We start from the raw sequence: 19,622 nt of genomic DNA on the forward strand, positions 1-19,622 counted from the left end.
CCATGGAGTTCAGTGTAAAGAGTGGCAGTCCTGAGAAGCAACGCAGCGCCTGCGTCGTGGTCGGCGTTTTTGAGCCGCGCCGCCTCTCTCCGGTTGCCGAACAGCTGGACAAGATCAGCGACGGCTACCTCAGCTCGCTGCTGCGCCGCGGCGATCTGGAAGGCAAACCAGGCCAGATGCTGCTGCTGCATCAAGTACCCGGAGTACTCAGCGAGCGCGTGCTGCTGGTGGGTTGCGGCAAAGAGCGGGAACTCGACGAACGCCAGTACAAGCAGATCATCAACAAGACCATCACCACCCTGAACGAAACCGGCTCCATGGAGGCGGTCTGCTTCCTGACCGAGTTGCACGTCAAGGGCCGGGACACCTACTGGAAGGTACGCCAGGCGGTAGAAACCACCAAGGCGGGCCTCTACAGCTTCGACCAGTTCAAGACCAACAAGGCCGAACCGCGCCGCCCCCTGCGCAAGCTGGTATTCAACGTGCCAACGCGTCGTGAATTGACCATAGGCGAGCGCGCCATCAACCACGGTCTGGCCGTGGCCAAGGGTGTGCGCATCTGCCGCGACGTGGCGAACATGCCGCCCAACGTCTGCAATCCGGCCTACCTCGCCTCCCAGGCCCGCCGTCTGGCAGATGCCTACGACAACATCACCACCAAGGTGATCGGCGAGCAGGAGATGGCCGAGCTCGGCATGAACTCCTACCTGGCGGTGGCCCGCGGCTCCGAGAACGAGGCCATGATGGCCATCATCGAATACAAGGGCAACGCCGATGCCAAGCCCATCGTGCTGGTGGGCAAGGGGCTGACCTTCGACTCCGGCGGCATCTCCATCAAGCCGGCCGACGGCATGGACGAGATGAAATACGACATGGGTGGTGCCGCCTCCGTGCTCGGCACCATGCACGCCCTGGCCCAGCTGCAGCTCCCCATCAACGTCATCGGCGTGCTGGCGGGCTGCGAGAACATGCCGGGTGGCAATGCCTACCGTCCCGGTGACATCCTCACCACCATGTCCGGCCAGACCGTCGAGGTGCTCAACACCGACGCCGAAGGTCGCCTGGTGCTGTGCGATGCCCTCACCTACGTGGACCGCTACGATCCCGAGACCGTGATCGACGTGGCGACCCTGACCGGCGCCTGCATCATCGCCCTGGGCCACCACACCTCGGGTCTGCTGGCCAACCACAACCCGCTGGCCCACGAGCTGCTCAACGCCTCCGAGCAGGCTGGCGATCGCGCCTGGCGCCTGCCCCTGTTCGACGAGTATCAGGAGCAGCTGGAGAGCCCGTTCGCCGACATGGCCAACATCGGTGGCCGTCCGGCGGGGACCATCACCGCCGCAGCCTTCCTGTCGCGCTTCACCAAGAAGTACAACTGGGCCCACCTGGACATCGCCGGGACCGCCTGGAAGAGCGGCAAGGAGAAGGGCTCCACCGGCCGACCTGTGCCCCTGCTGACCCAGTTCCTGCTCAATCGAGCCGGCGTGGCGGACGTCGAAGACAAGGAGTAATTCCCCTTCCCCATCGACTCCATGAGCGATGCGCAAGGCATTACCCTGTACCACAAGGAAGAGGCCACCCTCTTCCTTGTTTCATTGAGAGAATCCGGGGAAATCCGTGCCCGGCACGGTACTCCGAAGACGGCCAATCGCTGTCCGTCACAGCCAAACGGGACCAACCTGATGAGCCAAGTGACCTTTTACCTGATGAGCGAGCCGGACGACGGCCAGGCTTCTGCCGTCGAGCGCCTCGCCTGCCAGCTTGCGGCCGATGGCTGGAGCGCGGGCCACCTCTACCTGTTCTGCGACGACGAGGCCCAGGCTCTGCGCCTGGACGAACTGCTGTGGCAACTGCCGCCGGATCGCTTCGTGCCGCACCAGTTGCAGGGGGAGAGCGGCCAGGCCCCGGTGGAGATAGGCCATCAGCCACCACGGCGGCGCTATGCCTGCCTCATCAACCTGGCCCGGCAGACACCTTTGTTTGCAGGACACTTCGCTCAAGTGGTAGATTTTGTCCCCACTGACGAAACGCAGAAGCAGCGGGCCCGCGAGCGCTACAAGCTTTATCGCCAGGCGGGACACACCCTCGAGATGAGGGATCAGCCCGTCGCGACTCAGGATCCGGCGCAGCCCTGACTGCCCCCCGTTTCCTCCACCACCATCAGCACCAGAATCCATCCATCCAGATTACGGCGAGACCATGGAAAAGACTTTTAATCACAACGCCATCGAACAGGCGCTCTACCAGCACTGGGAAGCCCAGGGCTACTTCAAGCCCCACGGCGACACCAGCAAAGACTCCTTCTGCATCATGATCCCGCCGCCGAACGTCACCGGTAGCCTGCACATGGGTCACGCCTTCCAGCAGACCCTGATGGACACCCTGATCCGCTACAACCGCATGCAGGGCAAGAACACCCTGTGGCAGGCGGGTACCGACCACGCCGGTATCGCCACCCAGATGGTGGTTGAGCGCAAGATCGCCGCCGAAGAGGGCAAGACCCGCCACGATTACGGCCGCGAAGCCTTCATCGACAAGATCTGGCAGTGGAAGGAAGAGTCCGGCGGCACCATCACCCGCCAGATGCGCCGTCTCGGCGACTCCGTGGACTGGGAGCGCGAGCGCTTCACCATGGATGAAGGCCTCTCCGCCGCCGTCCAGGAAGTGTTCGTCCGTCTCTACGAAGATGGCCTGATGTACCGCGGCAAGCGCCTGGTGAACTGGGACCCCAAGCTCAACACCGCCATCTCCGACCTGGAAGTGGAAAACCGCGAGATCAAGGGCCACATGTGGCACCTGCGTTATCCGCTGGCCAACGGCGCCAAGACCGCCGAAGGCAAGGATCACCTGATCGTCGCCACCACCCGTCCGGAGACCATGCTGGGTGATACCGCCGTGGCTGTGAACCCGGAAGATCCGCGCTACAAGGCGCTGATCGGCCAGCACATCCTGCTGCCACTGGTGAACCGCCTGATCCCCATCGTCGCCGACGAGCACGCCGACATGGAGAAGGGCACCGGCTGCGTGAAGATCACCCCGGCCCACGACTTCAACGACAACGAAGTCGGCAAGCGCCACAACCTGCCGATGATCAACATCTTCACCCTGGACGCCCACGTGCGTGCCGAGGCCGAAGTGGTCGACAGCAACGGCAACCCCAGCACCGCCTATGACGCCACCCTGCCGACCGAGTTCGCCGGGATGGAGCGCTTCGCCGCCCGCAAGGCCATAATCGCCAAGCTGGACGAGCTGGGTCTGCTGGCCGAGATCAAGGATCACGTGCTGCAGCAGCCTTACGGCGATCGCGGTGGCGTGCCCATCGAGCCCATGCTGACCGACCAGTGGTACGTGCGCGTGGCCCCCATGGCCAAGACCGCCATCGAAGCCGTCGAAGATGGCCGCATCCAGTTCGTGCCGAAACAGTACGAGAACATGTACTTCTCCTGGATGCGCGACATTCAGGACTGGTGCGTCTCCCGTCAGCTGTGGTGGGGTCACCGCATCCCGGCCTGGTATGACGATGCCGGCAATGTCTTCGTCGGTCGCAGCGAGGAAGAGGTGCGCGCCAAGCACAGCATCCCGTCCGTGACCGTGCTGCGTCAGGACGAAGACGTGCTCGACACCTGGTTCAGCTCCGCCCTGTGGACCTTCTCCACCCTGGGCTGGCCGAACAACACAGAGGCGCTCAAGACCTTCCACCCGACCGACGTGCTGATGAGCGGCTTCGACATCATCTTCTTCTGGATTGCCCGGATGATCATGATGACCATGCACTTCATCAAGGATGAGAACGGCCAGCCGCAAGTCCCGTTCAAAACCGTCTACATCACGGGTCTTATCCGCGACGAGGAAGGCCAGAAGATGTCCAAGTCCAAGGGCAACGTGCTGGACCCGCTCGACATGATCGACGGCATCAGCCTGGAAGACCTGCTGGAGAAGCGCACCGGCAACATGATGCAGCCGCAGATGGCCGAGAAGATCGCCAAGCGTACCGCCAAGCAGTTCCCGGAAGGGATCGACGCCCACGGCACCGACGCCCTGCGCTTCACTCTGGCGGCGCTGGCCTCTACCGGTCGTGACATCAACTGGGACATGAAGCGTCTGGATGGCTACAACAACTTCTGCAACAAGCTTTGGAACGCCTCCCGCTACGTGCTGATGAACACCGAAGACCAGGATTGTGGCTTCTCTTCGCAAGGCAATGGCGGCGAGATGCAGTTCAGCCTGGCGGACCGCTGGATCCAGTCCCAACTGCAGGTAGCCATCCGTGACTTCCGCACCGCGCTGGATACCTACCGCTTCGACATCGCGGCCGGCGTCTTGTACGAATTTATCTGGAACCAGTTCTGTGACTGGTATCTGGAGCTGACCAAGCCGGTGCTGACCAAGGGTTCCGAGGCCGAGCAGCGCGCTGCCCGCCACACCCTCGTGACTGTACTGGAAACCCTGCTGCGTCTGGCACACCCCATCATCCCGTTCATCACCGAGACCATCTGGAAGTCGGTAGCCCCGCTGGCCGGCGTCAACGCCGACACCATCATGGTGCAGGCCTTCCCGCAGGTGGACGAGCGTAAGCTGGACGAAGCCGCCATGGCGGATCAGGAGTGGGTGAAGGAGTTCATCGTCAGCATCCGCAACATCCGCGCCGAGATGAACGTGGCACCGAGCGTGCCCCTCAACGTGCTGCTGAAATGCGATGCCAAGGATGCCGAGCGTGCCGCTGACAACGAGGCCTTCCTCAAGTCCCTGGCCCGTCTGGAGTCCATCCGTGTACTGGCGGATGGTGAAGCTGCTCCCCTGTCGGTGACCAAGCTCATCGGTGCCACCGAGCTGATGATCCCGATGGCCGGTCTCATCGACAAGGAAGCCGAACTGGCCCGTCTGGCCAAAGAGGTGGCCCGTCTGGTGGGCGAATGCGGCCGCATCGAGGGCAAGCTCGGCAACGAGGCCTTCGTCGCCAAGGCGCCGGAAGCGGTCATCGCCAAGGAGCGCGAGAAGCTGGAGGACTACCGTCTCCAGCTGACCAAGCTGGAAGCCCAGCAGGCCGAGATCGCCGCCCTGTAAGCGAGTCTGTCTCCTTCAAAGCCCCCGTCCATCGGGGGCTTTTTCGTTTCTGGCGCAGGCCCGTCTTGGCACCCTAGCCCGGCCCTTACGGCCCGACTTAACGTGAAAATGCCGCCTGCAGAGGAGGCTGATTGAAAAATTCACGAGCCAAATCACCTCCTTTCACAAGCGCATCGCCCGCAAATTCATTACACTGCCAGCGGTCTTATCTATCGGGAGTGCTGCTGCAGTATGGAAATATTGATCCTGTTTGGATTGATTTTGCTCAATGGCGTCTTTGCCATGTCGGAAATCGCCATCGTCACCGCCCGTAAGGCACGGCTTGCCAAGATGGCGAATGAGGGGAGTCGTTCCGCCGCCATCGCCCTCAAGCTGGGCGAAGATCCGACCCATTTCCTCTCTGCCGTCCAGATCGGCATCACCAGCATCGGCCTGCTCAACGGTATCTATGGCGAATCCCTGCTGGCCCAGCCCTTCGCCCTCTGGCTGCAGGAGTGGGGACTCTCCCCCAAGAGCAGCAGCCTCCTCGCCACCGTCATCGTGGTGGTCCTGGTCACCTACCTCTCCATCGTAGTGGGGGAGCTGGTGCCCAAGCGTCTCGGCCAGCTCAGCGCCGAGCGCATCGCCTGCCTGGTGGCCCGTCCCATGCTCTGGCTCGCGACCCTGACCCGCCCCTTCGTCTGGTTGCTGTCCGCCTCCACCAACACCACCCTGCGCCTGCTGCGGGTCGATCAGAGCAGCGGCGCCAACGTCACCCAGGAGGAGATCCACGCCATGCTGGTGGAGGGCTCGGAAGCCGGGGTGATCGAGGATCACGAGCACACCATGTTGCGGAATGTGTTCCGCCTCGACGAGCGCAGCCTCTCGTCACTGATGGTGCCCCGCAGCGACATCCGCTACATCGACCTCTCCCTGCCGCTGGAAACCAACCTGCAGCGCCTGGTGGAGTATCGCCACAGCTTCTTCCCGGTCTGCGACGGCAGCCTCTCGGATCTGGTGGGCATTCTCAACGTCAGCAAGGTGCTGCACGCCTACATCAAGGGGGAGCCCATCGATCTGGCGGCCCTGACCCAGGATGGCAGCCTGCTGCCGGAGACCCTGAACGGTCTGGAGCTGCTCAACCATTTCCGCACCCATTCCGAGCACATGGTGCTGGTGGTGGATGAATATGGCGAGCTGCAGGGGCTGGTCACCCAGCAGGATCTGCTGGAAACCCTGGCCGGCGACTTCCAGCAGGAAGGTGGGGAGGACAACTGGGCCTTCCAGCGCGCCGACGGCAGCTGGCTGCTCGACGGCCTCATCCCCCTGCCCGAACTGAAGGATTGTCTGGAGCTGGTGCGACTGCCAGAAGAAGAAAAACATCACTATCACACCCTTGGAGGGCTTATCATGCTGCTCCTTGGCCGCCTTCCCCAGACCGGAGACCTGGTCACCCTGGAACAGTGGCAACTGGAAATAGTGGATATGGACGGCCTGCGCATCGACAAGGTGCTTGCCATGCCCTTGACCGACCAACCCAGCTAACCTGCGGAGTTTGCATGTATGGAGCAGTTTTACCACCTGGCTCACGCCTTCATTAATCAGGATCTGGCGACGCTTTCCAATCCCGACATGGTCTTCATGGTCTATGTCGTCCTCCTGACATTCCTGGTGCTGGAGAATGGTTTCATCCCCACTGCCTTTCTGCCCGGCGACACCCTGCTGATCCTGACCGGCGTGCTCATCTATCAGGGCGTGCTGCCCCTGGCAGTCGTCCCGCTGCTGATCCTGGCCACCTTCTGCGGCACCTGGCTCGGCTACATGCAGGGGCGTTTCCTTGGCCACACCCAGATGTATCACAGGCTGATGTCCCATCTGGACGACAAGCACAAGGAGAAGGTGCACTACCTGCTCAACAAGTACGGCATCATCACCCTGATCACCGCCCGCTACATCGCCTTCGTGCGCACCGCCTACCCCTATATCGTCGGCGCCAACGAGATCCCCCAGGGGCGCTTCCTGGTAGTCAACCTCATCAGCTCCATCATGTGGATCTGCCCCCTGGTCGGATTGGGCTACTACCTGAGCCACACCAAGTTGGCCGCGCAGTATGAGTCCCAATTTCTCAGCGTTATCCTCTATCTGCCCGTGGTGTTGCTGGTGGGGGGGCTCATCGCCCTGGTCTGGCGCTGGTGGAGCAAACGCAAGGCCGGTGTCTCTCCGAAGTGAGGCAAATCAGAGGGTCGCCGGCAGGCGGCCCTTTTTTATGGAAAATAGTGGCGAATTCCCCCTGCCCGCTCTTGTAAAGCAAGGGCAAAAATGAGTGAATCTACCGCCTTTTTTCGCTGTGGATGGAGTCGGTCGTATGGGGTGTTGGATTCGCGCAATCGCGCTGGTAGGTGGATTGATGGGACTGCTCGGATCGCCGGCCGCCCTGGCAACACCGAACCCGGCCAAGTTGCAACTCAAGTCGGGCAGCGCCCTGGTGATGGACGTCAACACCGGCAAGACGCTTTATCAGAAGAACCCCGCCCAGGTCCGTCCCATTGCCTCCCTCACCAAGCTGATGACGGCGCTGGTGGTGCTGGATGCCCGCCAGAGCCTGAACCAGACGCTGACCATCGATCAGAACGACAGGGACAACCTCAAGCACACCTACTCCCGGGTGCGCATGGGCACCAAGGTGAGCCGCCGCGACGCCCTGCATCTGGCGCTGATGTCCTCCGAGAATCGCATGGCCTCGGCGCTGGCCCGCCACTACCCGGGCGGCCGCTCGGCCTTCATTCGCGCCATGAACAACAAGGCCAAACAGCTCGGCATGCGCAACAGCCGCTTCTACGACGCCACCGGCCTGTCGACCCGCAACGTCTCCACTGCCCGGGATCTGGCCAAGCTCATCGCCGCCGCCTATCGCCAGCCGCTGATCCGCGAATTCACCCAGGACACCAGCAAGGAGATGCGCTTCAGCACTCCTGCCTACAGCCTGATGTTCAACAACACCAACCCCCTGGTGAAGAACCCGGACTGGGGTGTGCGCCTCTCCAAGACCGGCTACACCGACGAGGCGGGCCGCTGCCTGCTGATGCGTGCCAAGCCGGATAGCCAGGAGCTCGCCATCGTGCTGCTCAACTCCGTGGGGAAACGCACTCCGGTCGGGGATGCCAACCGCATCCGCAAGTGGCTGAAAAGCTGATTCTCTCCACGACGACAAGAAAGGATGCTGCGGCATCCTTTTTTATTGCCCGCAAACCGCCTCTATCCACATCTGAGCACATGCACCAGCAGAAGGTGACAAGGTGTTGTCTCGGACGAAGGGATACGCATAGGGCGCGATAGCGTGAGTGGGGGGGCAGAGTTGGTACAGGAGGCAGGGTGAGGCACCGAGCGAGCGCCCGCCATGCCGGCGTGGCAGCCGTTGTCACGAGCCTGCTGGTGACCGCCTGGATGGCCAGGATGGGATGATCGCGACCACAGCAGCGAAGCAGCAGCGCTGAGGCAAAAAGGTGAAGAGGTGAAGAGGTGAAGAGGTGAAGAGACGAGTATCACAACCAGCCGAGTCGTATCGACACGCCTGGAACGGTCCATAAAAAAACAGCCCCGACCGAAGTCGAGGCTGTCTGTATGGTGCGCCCGAGAGGATTCGAACCTCTGACCACCTGGTTCGTAGCCAGGTACTCTATCCAGCTGAGCTACGGGCGCTCACAAACTTTGGTACTGCTTGAAATATGGTGCGCCCGAGAGGATTCGAACCTCTGACCACCTGGTTCGTAGCCAGGTACTCTATCCAGCTGAGCTACGGGCGCTCACAAACTTTGGTACTGCTTGAAATATGGTGCGCCCGAGAGGATTCGAACCTCTGACCACCTGGTTCGTAGCCAGGTACTCTATCCAGCTGAGCTACGGGCGCTCATAAACTTTTGATTTTGCTTTAAATGGTGCGCCCGAGAGGATTCGAACCTCTGACCACCTGGTTCGTAGCCAGGTACTCTATCCAGCTGAGCTACGGGCGCCCTGATTTAAAGCGATAAAAAAAGCTTACTCAACAGTAAGCCTTCTTTCAGTGCCGACTTGCTGATGGTCAACACATGACTCTCCAAGAGTCCAATATGGTGCGCCCGAGAGGATTCGAACCTCTGACCACCTGGTTCGTAGCCAGGTACTCTATCCAGCTGAGCTACGGGCGCTAATGGCGGAGAAGGGGGGATTCGAACCCCCGATGCGGGTATAAGCCGCATACTCCCTTAGCAGGGGAGCGCCTTCAGCCTCTCGGCCACCTCTCCGTTTGCGGGGCTGATAATACTTCACAGGGATTTTTAGTCAAACACTTTTTTGGAGAAAACAGAGCGTTCGCTCAGCATTTGGCCAAAGAGTGGAATATTCAAGCAATATCGGCACTTACCCAGTCCTGCCGCGCCCTGCAGGCCGATTGCGGGGGCCCGGAAAAACAAAAGGCGACACATGATATGTCGCCTGATAGCTGCTACCTGTACTGCTTAGAAGTTCGGTTGACCCGGCACCTTCTCGGCCTGTATCCGCATGTAGATCTCTTCGCGGTGTACGGAGACCTCTTTCGGCGCGTTGACACCGATACGAACCTGGTTACCCTTCACGCCCAGTACGGTCACGGTCACTTCGTCACCAATCATCAGGGTTTCCCCTACACGACGAGTCAAAATAAGCATTCGCTTGCTCCTGTATCCTGTTTTGTATTTATATCGATATGCGCCATTATCTTACAAAGATACCGATATGGTAAATGGTTGAAACTAAATCAATCAGGGATTGTTTCCCAAGGGCTGCTCGTGAGGCTCTTGATCCAGCCCGAACGCCGAGTGCAACGAACGCACTGCCAGCTCCAGGTACTTCTCGTCAATCACCACGGATATCTTGATTTCAGAGGTGGAAATCAACTGCATGTTGATCCCCTCCTCGCCCAATACCTTGAACATGGTGCGAGCGACGCCGGGATGATTCCACATGCCGACCCCGACGATGGAGACCTTGGCGATCTCCCCGTTGCCCTGCACGCAGGCGGCCCCCAGCTGGGTAGCGGTCTCCTCCAGCAAGGCGCGGGCCCGGCGGTAGTCATCGCGATTCACCGTGAAGGTGAAATCGGCGGTGCCATCCCCCATGGTGTTCTGCACTATCATGTCGACATCTATGTTGGCATCGCTGATCGGATTCAGGATCTGCGCCGCCACCGTCGGCCGGTCCGGCACACCCAGAATGGTCAGGCTTGCCTCGTTGCGATTGAACGCAATGCCGGATACCAGGGGTGCTTCCATCCTCTCACCTCCATATGTGATTAAGGTTCCCTCTCCGTCGACAAAACTCGACAGCACCCGCAACGGCACGCGGTACTTGCCCGCGAATTCCACCGAACGGATCTGCAGCACCTTGGCCCCCAGGCTCGCCATCTCCAGCATCTCCTCGAAGGTGATGGTATCGAGGCGACGCGCCTTGGGCTCGATGCGCGGGTCCGTGGTGTAGACACCATCCACATCGGTAAAGATCTGGCATTCGTCGGCCTTGATGGCCGCAGCCACGGCCACGGCCGTGGTGTCCGAACCCCCACGCCCCAGGGTGGTGATGGCATTGTGCTCATCACGCCCCTGGAAGCCGGCGATCACCACCACCTTGCCGGCACCGAGCTCGGCCTGAACCTGCTCGGTGTCGATCCGGGTGATGCGCGCCTTGCCATAGGCGGAGTCGGTGTGGATACGAACCTGATCGCCGGTCATCGAGACCGCGGGACAACCGCGCTTGTTCAACGCGATCGCCAGCAGCGCTATGGTGACCTGCTCACCGGTCGAGATCAGCACATCCATCTCGCGCCGATTGGCATCCTGATCCAGCTGCTGGGCCATGCCCAGCAACCGGTTGGTTTCACCCGACATGGCGGAAACCACCACCACCACATCATGTCCCTGGGAGCGGGTCAGCTGAACGCGATCGGCGACTGCCTCGATCCGCTCCAGCGTTCCGACCGAGGTACCACCGTACTTCTGAACAAAGAGTGCCACAGATCACCTCGCCCGATTACAGGCGCTCTTCCAGCCAGGAGTGAACGGATTGCAGCGCCGCCGGCACCGCCTCAGGCTGGGTACCACCCGCCTGTGCCATGTCGGGACGACCACCGCCCTTGCCACCCACCTGCTGGGCCACCAGATTGACCAGCTCGCCAGCCTTGACCTTGGCGGTCAGGTCATTGGTCACACCGGCAATCAGGTTGACCTTGCCGTCGCTGCTGGTTGCTAGCAGCACGACACCGGACTTCATCTGGTTCTTCAGCTCGTCCAGCATGCCGCGCAGGGACTTGGGATCGGCCCCTTCCAGCGCCGCGACCAGCACCTTCTGGCCATTGATCTCGATGACCTGGCTCAGCAGGTCGTTGCCGGCCTGGGCGGCCAGCTTGGCCTTGAGCTGTTCCAGCTCGCGCTCCATCATCTTGGCCTTGTCCAGCACCTGGCGCACCTTGTCGACGATGGAGAATTGATCCCCCTTCACCAGGGCGGCCGCCTCTTCGATCTGCTCACCCATCTGGTGCATGAAGTCGATGGCGCCCTTGCCGGTCACCGCCTCGATACGGCGCACACCGGCGGCGATACCGCTCTCGGCGACGATCTTGAAGAAGCCGATGTCACCGGTACGCTTGGCATGAGTACCGCCACACAGCTCGGTGGAGTAGTCGCCCATGCGCACGACGCGCACGTCGTCTTCGTACTTCTCGCCAAACAGCGCCATGGCACCGGCCGCCTTGGCCGCGTCCAGGTTCATCAGCTGGGTAGCGACTTCGTGGTTGGCACGGATCTGGGCGTTGACCAGCTCCTCGACCCGGCGGATGGTCGCCATGGTCAGGCCTTCGAAGTGGGAGAAGTCGAAGCGCATGCGCTCGGCGCCCACCAGGGAGCCCTTCTGGGTCACATGCTCGCCCAGCGCCTGGCGCAGGGCCGCGTGCAGCAGGTGAGTCACGGAGTGGTTCAGAGCCACGGCCTGACGGCGGTCGCCATCGACCACGGCCTCGACCTCGGCGCCCTTCTCCAGGGTGCCCAGCTCCAGATAGCCCTTGTGAATGATCGCCTTGCCGGCCTTCTGGGTATCGGTCACGGCGAAAATGCCGTCGTCCACCTTGAGGATGCCGCTGTCGCCCACTTGGCCACCGGACTCCGCATAGAAGGGGGTCTCGGCCAGCACGATCACGGCCTCTTCACCAGCGATCAGCCCGTTGACCTCGACGCCATCCTTGTAGATGCCGATCACCTGGGTGTTCTGGCTCAGTTGCTTGTAACCGGTGAAGGGGGTCTCGAAATCGAGTTTCAGGACCTCGTTGTAGTTCACGCCAAAGCTGGAGGCCTCTTTCGCGCGGGCGCGCTGCTTCTCCATCTCGACCTTGAAGCCCTCTTCGTCGATGCCGATCTCGCGCTCGCGCACCACGTCAGCGGTCAGATCCGCCGGGAAGCCATAGGTGTCATAAAGCTTGAACACCACCTCGCCCGGGATGACCTTGGCGTCGCCGAGGTTCGCCAGCGCGTCTTCCAGCAGCAGCAGACCCCTGTCCAGGGTGCGGACGAACTGCTCTTCCTCGATGCGCAGCACGCGCTCGACCAGGGGCAACTGGGCAATCAGCTCTTCGGCCACGTCCTTCATCTGCACGGCCAGCTCGGCCGCCAGCTTGTAGAAGAAGACCTCGGTAGCGCCCAGCTTGCGACCGTGACGCACGGCGCGGCGGATGATCCGGCGCAGCACATAGCCCCGGCCTTCGTTGGAGGGCATGACACCGTCAGCCACCAGGAAGGCACAGGAGCGAATGTGGTCGGCGATGACGCGCAGGGACTGGTTGCTCAGATCCGTGGTACCGACGATCTCGGCGGCCTTCTTGATCAGCGCCTGGAAGATGTCAATCTCGTAGTTGGAGTGCACGCCTTGCATGATGGCGGAGATACGCTCCAGGCCCATGCCGGTGTCCACAGACGGACGAGGCAGCGGCTCCATGGTGCCGTCTGCCTGACGGTTGAACTGCATGAAGACCACGTTCCAGATCTCGATGAAACGGTCGCCGTCTTCTTCCGGTGAACCGGGAGGGCCGCCCCAGATGTGGTCGCCGTGATCATAGAAGATCTCGGTGCAGGGACCGCACGGACCGGTATCGCCCATCTGCCAGAAGTTATCGGAGGCAAAGGCGGCGCCCTTGTTGTCACCGATGCGCACGATGCGATCGGCCGGTACGCCGATCTCGTTCGCCCAGATGTTGAAAGCTTCGTCGTCCGTTTCATAGACGGTCACCAGCAGGCGCTCTTTGGGCAGCTTGAGGGTACCGGTCAGGAATTCCCAGGCAAAACGGATAGCGTCCTGCTTGAAGTAGTCACCGAAGCTGAAGTTGCCCAGCATCTCGAAGAAGGTGTGGTGACGCGCGGTATAGCCGACGTTTTCCAGGTCATTGTGCTTGCCGCCCGCACGCACGCAGCGCTGGGCCGTGGTGGCGCGGTTGTAGGCACGCTTGTCTGCGCCAAGGAACACGTCCTTGAACTGGTTCATCCCTGCGTTGGTGAACAGCAGGGTCGGGTCATTGTGCGGTACCAGCGAGCTGGAAGTGACAACCTGGTGCCCCTGGGAGCGGAAATACTCGAGAAACGCGGCGCGTATCTCTGACGTGGACATATACATGGAAAATCCTGCTTGATTCGAATACGGACTTTTAACCGCATTAATGTAAGTTTTCTGCCGGGTAAAGTAAAACGCGCGGGCCCCTTGCGGGTGAAAAAGCCCGCAACGGATACGGCGGCGAGCGACGCGTTCGCAAGCGGGGCGTAAATGGGGGGTCGGCCGGCTGACACTGGCAGCCCTCTGGCTGCAATCGGAGGGGTTAATGGGAGTACAAACATGGTCGTGCGAGCGAGGGCGCCGCCACCGCACACCAAGACGTGTCTACTCCCCCTCCTCCTGCAAAGTAGAGAGGGCATAGCGAGCCTGATCTTGCGTGAACCCCCGGCCAAGCAGGTATTTGAGCCATTTCATGCGCAACTTGAAGTCGGCGAGATCGGCGGCCCGGGCACGCCGCGCCAGCAGTGCCAGGGCAAGCTCGAACCAGTCCAGCTCGGGTTGCTCGAAGGCGGCATCAATCTGGACATCGCTCAGCCCCTTGCGGCGCAAGTCGAAACGGATCTTGAGCGGGCCATGCCCCTTGGCGGCACCAGCCCGCACCGCCATGGCACCGTAGCGCTCGTCATCGATCCAGTGATAGCCGCGACAGTAGTCGAGCACGGCGTCGATCACTTCCTCCTTGAAGCCTTGCTGACGCAGGCGCCTGGCCAGCTCCGACTCGGCGCTCTCGCGCCGTGCCAGGCTGCGCATGGCGAAGGCGCGGGCGGCGGCCAACTGCTCCTCAAAGGTGGGTTCGACGGGCTCGGCAGGGTCGGTAACGGATTCATCAACCATAAATGACAAGGCCGGGTATCAACCCGGCCTTCCTTTTGCTCTTATTCGAACTCTTGTTCGTTTTCGGCTTCAAACTCGTCGTACTCGGCGGCGGAGGCTTTCTCCTCCACCGGCGCAGCACCGGAGAGCAGCAGCTCGCGCAGCTTGGCTTCTACCTCGCCAGCCAGCGCCTTGTTCTCGGAGAAGAGCTTCATGACGTTGGCCTTGCCCTGACCGATCTTCTCGCCGTTGTAGCTGTACCAGGCACCGGCCTTGTCGATCAGCTTGTGCTTGACCCCCAGGTCCACCAGCTCGCCCTCTTTGGAGATGCCGGCACCGTAGAAGATCTGGAATTCGGCCTGCTTGAAGGGGGGAGCCACCTTGTTCTTGACCACCTTGACGCGGGTCTCGTTGCCGACCACTTCGTCCCCTTCCTTGATCGCGCCGGTACGACGGATGTCCAGGCGCACGGAGGCGTAGAACTTGAGCGCGTTACCACCGGTCGTGGTCTCCGGGCTACCGAACATGACGCCGATCTTCATCCGGATCTGGTTGATGAAGATGCACAGGCAGTTGGCGTTCTTGATGTTGGCGGTCAACTTGCGCAGGGCCTGGGACATCAGACGAGCCTGCAGGCCGACGTGGGAGTCACCCATCTCCCCTTCGATTTCCGCTTTCGGCGTCAGGGCGGCCACGGAGTCGACGATGATGACGTCGACGGCGTTGGAGCGCACCAGCATGTCACAGATCTCCAGCGCCTGTTCACCGGTATCCGGCTGGGAGATCAGCAGGTCGTCGACATTGACCCCCAGCTTGGCGGCGTAGACGGGATCCAGGGCGTGCTCCGCATCGACGAAGGCGCAGGTCTTGCCCTTCTTCTGGGCCTCGGCGATCACCTGCAGGGTCAGCGTGGTCTTGCCGGAGGATTCCGGACCGTAGATCTCGACGATACGGCCGCACGGCAAACCGCCGATCCCCAGCGCCACGTCCAGGGAGAGGGAGCCGGTGGAGATGGCTTCGATGTCCATGGTCTTGCTGTCGCCCAGACGCATGATGGAGCCTTTGCCAAACTGCTTTTCGATCTGGCCCAGCGCAGCCGCCAGTGCCTTCTGTTTGTTCTGATCCATGCCAATCTCCGCTGGGAATCGTGATGAAGAAGTGAAGTTGGGCTAAGTATACTGTTTATGCATACAGTATCAAGCCCAATTTATTTGAGCAGGGCCAGCAGTCCGGACAAGGCCTGTCTGACCGCCTGCCGACGAACCTGATGGCGATCCCCGTCGAAACGGGCGAGCAGAGAGTGATGGCGACCGGTGCGATCCGCCCAGGCGAACCAGACGGTACCGACCGGCTTCTCGTCGCTACCGCCGCCGGGCCCGGCGATGCCGCTGATGGCCACGCAGATCCCCGCATCGGAGCGGGCCAGGCAGCCTCGGGTCATCTCCAGTACCACCGCCTCGCTGACGGCGCCGTGGCGCAGCAGGCTGTCGATGCTGACGCCCAGCATCTGCTGCTTGGCCTCGTTGGTATAGGTGACGAAGCCGCGATCGAACCAGGTCGAGCTGCCGGCGATATCGGTAATGGCCGTGGCCACGCCGCCGCCGGTACAGGACTCCGCCGTGGCGGCCAGCCAGCCCTTGGCCAGCAATGCTTCGCCCAGCTCCTGGGATAAACGGGTGATCTCTGCCTCAAGTCCCATCGTCATCTCCTCAGTTGCCCCTTGCAGGGCGAAATATGCGGCTCATTATGCAGTTGCCCCGCCCCCCGGGCAACCGACCCGGGTTCGTGCGCGTCAGCAAGTTGTCACGGCTTAAGCTCCAGTACAAGGGCACCTCGTATCATCTCATGGCACCGTCATGCGTGCGGTTTCACCCCGTGACAGAAAAGGAGAACACACCGATGAAACACCCGTTCAAAGCCGCCATGGCTGCCCTCGCCCTCTGCGCCACCACCCAGGTTTTTGCAGCCGAGGCGACCCCGGAGCTGCAGACCGAGACAACCCTGGCCCAGGAGCTCAACCTCTCGAACGCGCAGATGGAGCAGATCAAGGGACTGCGTGAGCAGGCAGCCAAGGACCTGGGAGCCGTCAAGCTCGATGCCATCGGCCAGGACGTCATCGTCAACATGATCAAGTCCGGCAAGTGGGACGAGGCGGCCGCCAAGAAACAGCTGCAAACCATCAGCGACGTACAGGCCGAAGCTCGCTATTATCGCGCCCACTACCTGTTCGAGGTGAGCCAGGTGCTGACACCTGAGCAGAAAGCCAAGCTGCACGAGATGCTGAACGGCGGCGAGGCGATGTACTGAGAGGCGGTTTCCCTCCTCTGACCCCAATCCCCGCGCCGATGCGGGGATTTTGTCTGTTCCTCCTCTTCTGCCCCGGTTGGACAAGGCTCAGGAGCCCCCTCTCTTAGCCCCTCCCCGACCCAGCAAGCTGCGACCAAGCCAGGCTAGGACGCCGGCTTTGCCCCCAAGACGGAGATAACTCCTCACCATCCGCTCCCGAGCATGTAGAATGGCCTCCAGATTCAGACCCATGATGGCAGACGCTTGCCTGCCAGAGCACCTTCTGGAAAAGCACATGACAGCACAGCACCCAGTCAGCAGCGCCAATCTCAGCGCTCACACCCCCATGATGCAGCAGTACCTGACCCTCAAGGCAGAAAACCCGGAGATCCTGCTGTTCTACCGCATGGGCGACTTCTACGAGCTCTTCTACGACGATGCCCGCAAGGCCTCCCAACTGCTCGATATCTCCCTGACTAAGCGCGGCCAGTCGGCGGGCAGCCCCATCCCCATGGCGGGGGTGCCTTATCACGCCATCGAGGGGTATCTGGCCAAGCTGGTGCAGCTCGGCGAGTCTGCCGCCATCTGCGAGCAGGTAGGGGATCCGGCCACCAGCAAGGGGCCGGTGGAGCGCAAGGTCATTCGCATCATCACCCCGGGCACCGTCTCCGACGAGGCGCTGCTCACCGAGCGTCAGGACAACCTGATCGCCGCCGTCTACCACGACGGCCGCCGCTTCGGTTACGGCACCATGGACATCGGCTCCGGCCGCTTCTTCATCAACCAGTTCGAGAAGGAAGAGACCCTGCTCGCCGAGCTGCAGCGCACCAACCCGGCCGAGCTGCTCTACCCCGAATCCTTCGAGTTCCTGCGCCACGTCGAGGGTCGCCGTGGCCTGCGCCGCCGCCCGGAGTGGGAATTCGAGCTCGGCACCGCCCGCAAGCTCTTGTGCCAGCAGTTTGGCACCCAGGATCTGGTGGGCTTCGGCGTCGAGCAGAGCGAGACCGCACTGTGCGCCGCCGGCTGCCTGATGCAGTACGTGAAAGACACCCAGCGCACCGCCCTGCCCCACATTCGCAGTGTGCGCCTCGAGCAGCCCGATCATGCGGTCATCATGGACGCCGCCACCCGCCGCAATCTGGAGCTGACCCAGAACCTGGCCGGCGGCCACGACAACACCCTCTCCGCCGTGCTGGACTGCACCGCCACCCCCATGGGGAGCCGGCTGCTCAAGCGCTGGATCCACCAGCCGATCCGCGACCGGGTGATCCTCAAAGGCCGCCAGAGCACCATCAAGGAGCTCATCGAGCAGAACCTCTATGACGATCTCGGCGGCCTGCTGCGCCGGGTCGGCGACGTGGAGCGGGTGCTGGCGCGCCTGGCCCTGCGTTCCGCCCGTCCGCGTGACCTCACCCGCCTGCGCCAGGCCTTCGCCCAGCTGCCCGAGCTTCAGCGGCTGTTGGCCGAGAGCGAGCACGAGGCGGTGCAGCAGCTGCGCGAGCGGGCCAGCACCTTCCCCGAGCTGTTCGACCTGCTGGAGCGCGCCGTGATGGAGGTGCCGCCTGTGCTGATCCGCGATGGCGGCGTCATCCGTGAAGGGTTCAACACTGATCTGGACGAGCTGCGGGATCTCGCCAACGGCGCTACCGCAAGCCTGGCCCGCATCGAGGAGCGGGAAAAGGCGCTGACCGGCATCAACACCCTCAAGGTGGGCTACAACAAGGTGCACGGCTTCTACATCGAGGTGAGCCGGGCCAACAGCCACCTGGTGCCGGCCCACTACATCCGCCGCCAGACGCTGAAAAACAACGAACGCTACATCATCGACGAGCTCAAGAAGTACGAGGACAAGGTGCTCACCGCCCAGGCCCAGGCGCTGGCGCTGGAGAAGCGCCTCTACGAGGAGCTGCTCGATGCCCTGCTGCCGCACCTGGGCGAGCTGCAGGAGTCCGCCGCCGCCCTGGCGGAGCTGGACGTGCTGGCCAACCTGGCGGAGCGGGCCGAAACCCTGGACTACCGCTGCCCCACCCTCATCGACGAGGATCAGATCCTGATCGAGGCGGGCCGCCATCCGGTGGTGGAGCAGGTGATGACGGACCCCTTTATCGCCAACCCTATCCGGCTCGAGCGGGAACGCCGCATGCTGATCATCACGGGCCCCAACATGGGGGGTAAGTCCACCTACATGCGCCAGACCGCGCTCATCGTGCTGCTGGCCCACATCGGTGCCTTCGTGCCAGCCGACAGCGCCCGTATCGGCCCCATCGACCGCATTTTCACCCGGATCGGGGCGTCGGACGATCTCGCCTCCGGCCGTTCCACCTTTATGGTGGAGATGACCGAGACCGCCAATATCCTCAACAACGCCACCGCCCGCAGCCTGGTGCTGATGGACGAGATCGGCCGCGGCACCAGCACCTATGACGGCCTGTCCCTGGCCTGGGCCTGCGCCGAGCAGCTGGCGAGCAAGATTGGCGCCTACACCCTGTTCGCCACCCACTACTTCGAGCTGACCCGGCTGCCGGAGTTGATGAACGGGCTTGCCAACGTCCATCTGGATGCGGTGGAGCACGGTGACACCATCGCCTTCATGCACGCGGTGCAGGAGGGGGCGGCGAGCCGCTCCTACGGCCTGCAGGTGGCCGCCCTGGCGGGAGTGCCGAAATCGGTGATCCAGCAGGCCCGCCACAAACTGCACGAGCTGGAGAGCGCCACCCCGGTGGCCGCCGGCGAAGTGCGCCCGACCCCGGTCGCCCTGCCGCCCCAGAGCCATCCCGTGGTGGAGGAGCTGGAAGCGGTGCGCCCGGACGAGCTGACCCCGCGTCAGGCCCTGGATCTGCTCTATCGCCTCAAGCAGATGCTGTAACCCGTCACCA

At 62.2% G+C, this 19,622-nt stretch carries 14 protein-coding genes and 6 tRNA genes; 8 read left to right on the forward strand and 12 right to left on the reverse strand.

Annotated elements, in window-relative coordinates; genetic code table 11:
* Positions 1-2 precede the first annotated feature (2 nt).
* From pepA to pbpG, 6 genes are all read left to right on the forward strand, one after another.
* On the forward strand, positions 3-1,514 hold the full coding sequence (pepA, locus tag I6L45_RS03875; protein ID WP_043757441.1) for a leucyl aminopeptidase: 1,512 nt from the start codon (positions 3-5) through the stop codon (positions 1,512-1,514).
* 171 nt (positions 1,515-1,685) lie between these two features.
* Positions 1,686-2,138 (forward strand): DNA polymerase III subunit chi, encoded by a 453-nt coding sequence (locus tag I6L45_RS03880; RefSeq protein ID WP_043757438.1) that lies wholly within the window; start codon positions 1,686-1,688, stop codon positions 2,136-2,138.
* Between the two features lie 64 nt (positions 2,139-2,202).
* Positions 2,203-5,067: a valine--tRNA ligase gene (locus tag I6L45_RS03885; RefSeq protein ID WP_216983493.1), complete on the forward strand. Its 2,865-nt coding sequence runs from the start codon at positions 2,203-2,205 to the stop codon at positions 5,065-5,067.
* 231 nt (positions 5,068-5,298) lie between these two features.
* A complete protein-coding gene (locus tag I6L45_RS03890) occupies positions 5,299-6,591 on the forward strand; it encodes a hemolysin family protein (RefSeq protein WP_043757430.1) in 1,293 nt (430 codons plus the stop codon).
* 18 nt (positions 6,592-6,609) lie between these two features.
* On the forward strand, positions 6,610-7,275 hold the full coding sequence (locus tag I6L45_RS03895; protein ID WP_043757427.1) for a DedA family protein: 666 nt from the start codon (positions 6,610-6,612) through the stop codon (positions 7,273-7,275).
* 136 nt (positions 7,276-7,411) lie between these two features.
* Positions 7,412-8,239, forward strand: coding sequence for a D-alanyl-D-alanine endopeptidase (gene pbpG, locus I6L45_RS03900; RefSeq protein ID WP_210549459.1), 828 nt, complete (start codon positions 7,412-7,414; stop codon positions 8,237-8,239).
* 429 nt (positions 8,240-8,668) lie between these two features.
* Here pbpG and I6L45_RS03905 read toward each other — a convergent pair.
* From I6L45_RS03905 to pncC, 12 genes are all read right to left on the reverse strand, one after another.
* Positions 8,669-8,745 (reverse strand) — tRNA-Arg (locus tag I6L45_RS03905).
* 27 nt (positions 8,746-8,772) lie between these two features.
* A tRNA-Arg gene (locus tag I6L45_RS03910) sits at positions 8,773-8,849 on the reverse strand.
* 27 nt (positions 8,850-8,876) lie between these two features.
* Positions 8,877-8,953 (reverse strand) — tRNA-Arg (locus I6L45_RS03915).
* A gap of 26 nt (positions 8,954-8,979) precedes the next feature.
* A tRNA-Arg gene (locus tag I6L45_RS03920) sits at positions 8,980-9,056 on the reverse strand.
* Positions 9,057-9,153: 97 nt separating this feature from the next.
* Positions 9,154-9,230, reverse strand: a tRNA-Arg gene (locus I6L45_RS03925).
* 3 nt (positions 9,231-9,233) lie between these two features.
* Positions 9,234-9,326: transfer RNA gene (locus tag I6L45_RS03930), tRNA-Ser, on the reverse strand.
* A 213-nt stretch (positions 9,327-9,539) separates the two neighbouring features.
* Positions 9,540-9,728, reverse strand: a complete 189-nt coding sequence (gene csrA, locus I6L45_RS03935; protein WP_005315760.1) for a carbon storage regulator CsrA — start codon at positions 9,726-9,728, stop codon at positions 9,540-9,542.
* Between the two features lie 93 nt (positions 9,729-9,821).
* A complete protein-coding gene (locus I6L45_RS03940; protein ID WP_216983494.1) occupies positions 9,822-11,069 on the reverse strand; it encodes an aspartate kinase in 1,248 nt (415 codons plus the stop codon).
* Between the two features lie 16 nt (positions 11,070-11,085).
* Positions 11,086-13,710: an alanine--tRNA ligase gene (gene alaS / locus I6L45_RS03945; protein ID WP_216983495.1), complete on the reverse strand. Its 2,625-nt coding sequence runs from the start codon at positions 13,708-13,710 to the stop codon at positions 11,086-11,088.
* A 261-nt stretch (positions 13,711-13,971) separates the two neighbouring features.
* Entirely contained in the window at positions 13,972-14,481 is a 510-nt protein-coding gene (locus I6L45_RS03950) for a regulatory protein RecX (protein WP_216984167.1), read from the reverse strand.
* Positions 14,482-14,522: 41 nt separating this feature from the next.
* Entirely contained in the window at positions 14,523-15,587 is a 1,065-nt protein-coding gene (recA, locus tag I6L45_RS03955; RefSeq protein ID WP_043757404.1) for a recombinase RecA, read from the reverse strand.
* An 80-nt stretch (positions 15,588-15,667) separates the two neighbouring features.
* Positions 15,668-16,159: a nicotinamide-nucleotide amidase gene (gene pncC / locus I6L45_RS03960; RefSeq protein ID WP_210549458.1), complete on the reverse strand. Its 492-nt coding sequence runs from the start codon at positions 16,157-16,159 to the stop codon at positions 15,668-15,670.
* A 200-nt stretch (positions 16,160-16,359) separates the two neighbouring features.
* Here pncC and I6L45_RS03965 point away from each other — a divergent pair, with 200 nt between their 5' ends.
* Both I6L45_RS03965 and mutS read left to right on the forward strand, forming a co-directional pair.
* Positions 16,360-16,767: a Spy/CpxP family protein refolding chaperone gene (locus I6L45_RS03965; RefSeq protein WP_252424076.1), complete on the forward strand. Its 408-nt coding sequence runs from the start codon at positions 16,360-16,362 to the stop codon at positions 16,765-16,767.
* Positions 16,768-17,041: 274 nt separating this feature from the next.
* A complete protein-coding gene (mutS, locus tag I6L45_RS03970; RefSeq protein WP_216983496.1) occupies positions 17,042-19,612 on the forward strand; it encodes a DNA mismatch repair protein MutS in 2,571 nt (856 codons plus the stop codon).
* Positions 19,613-19,622: the final 10 nt, after the last annotated feature.

The sequence above is a fragment of the Aeromonas sp. FDAARGOS 1415 genome (genome assembly GCF_019048365.1).
Taxonomy (GTDB): Bacteria; Pseudomonadota; Gammaproteobacteria; order Enterobacterales; family Aeromonadaceae; genus Aeromonas; species Aeromonas taiwanensis.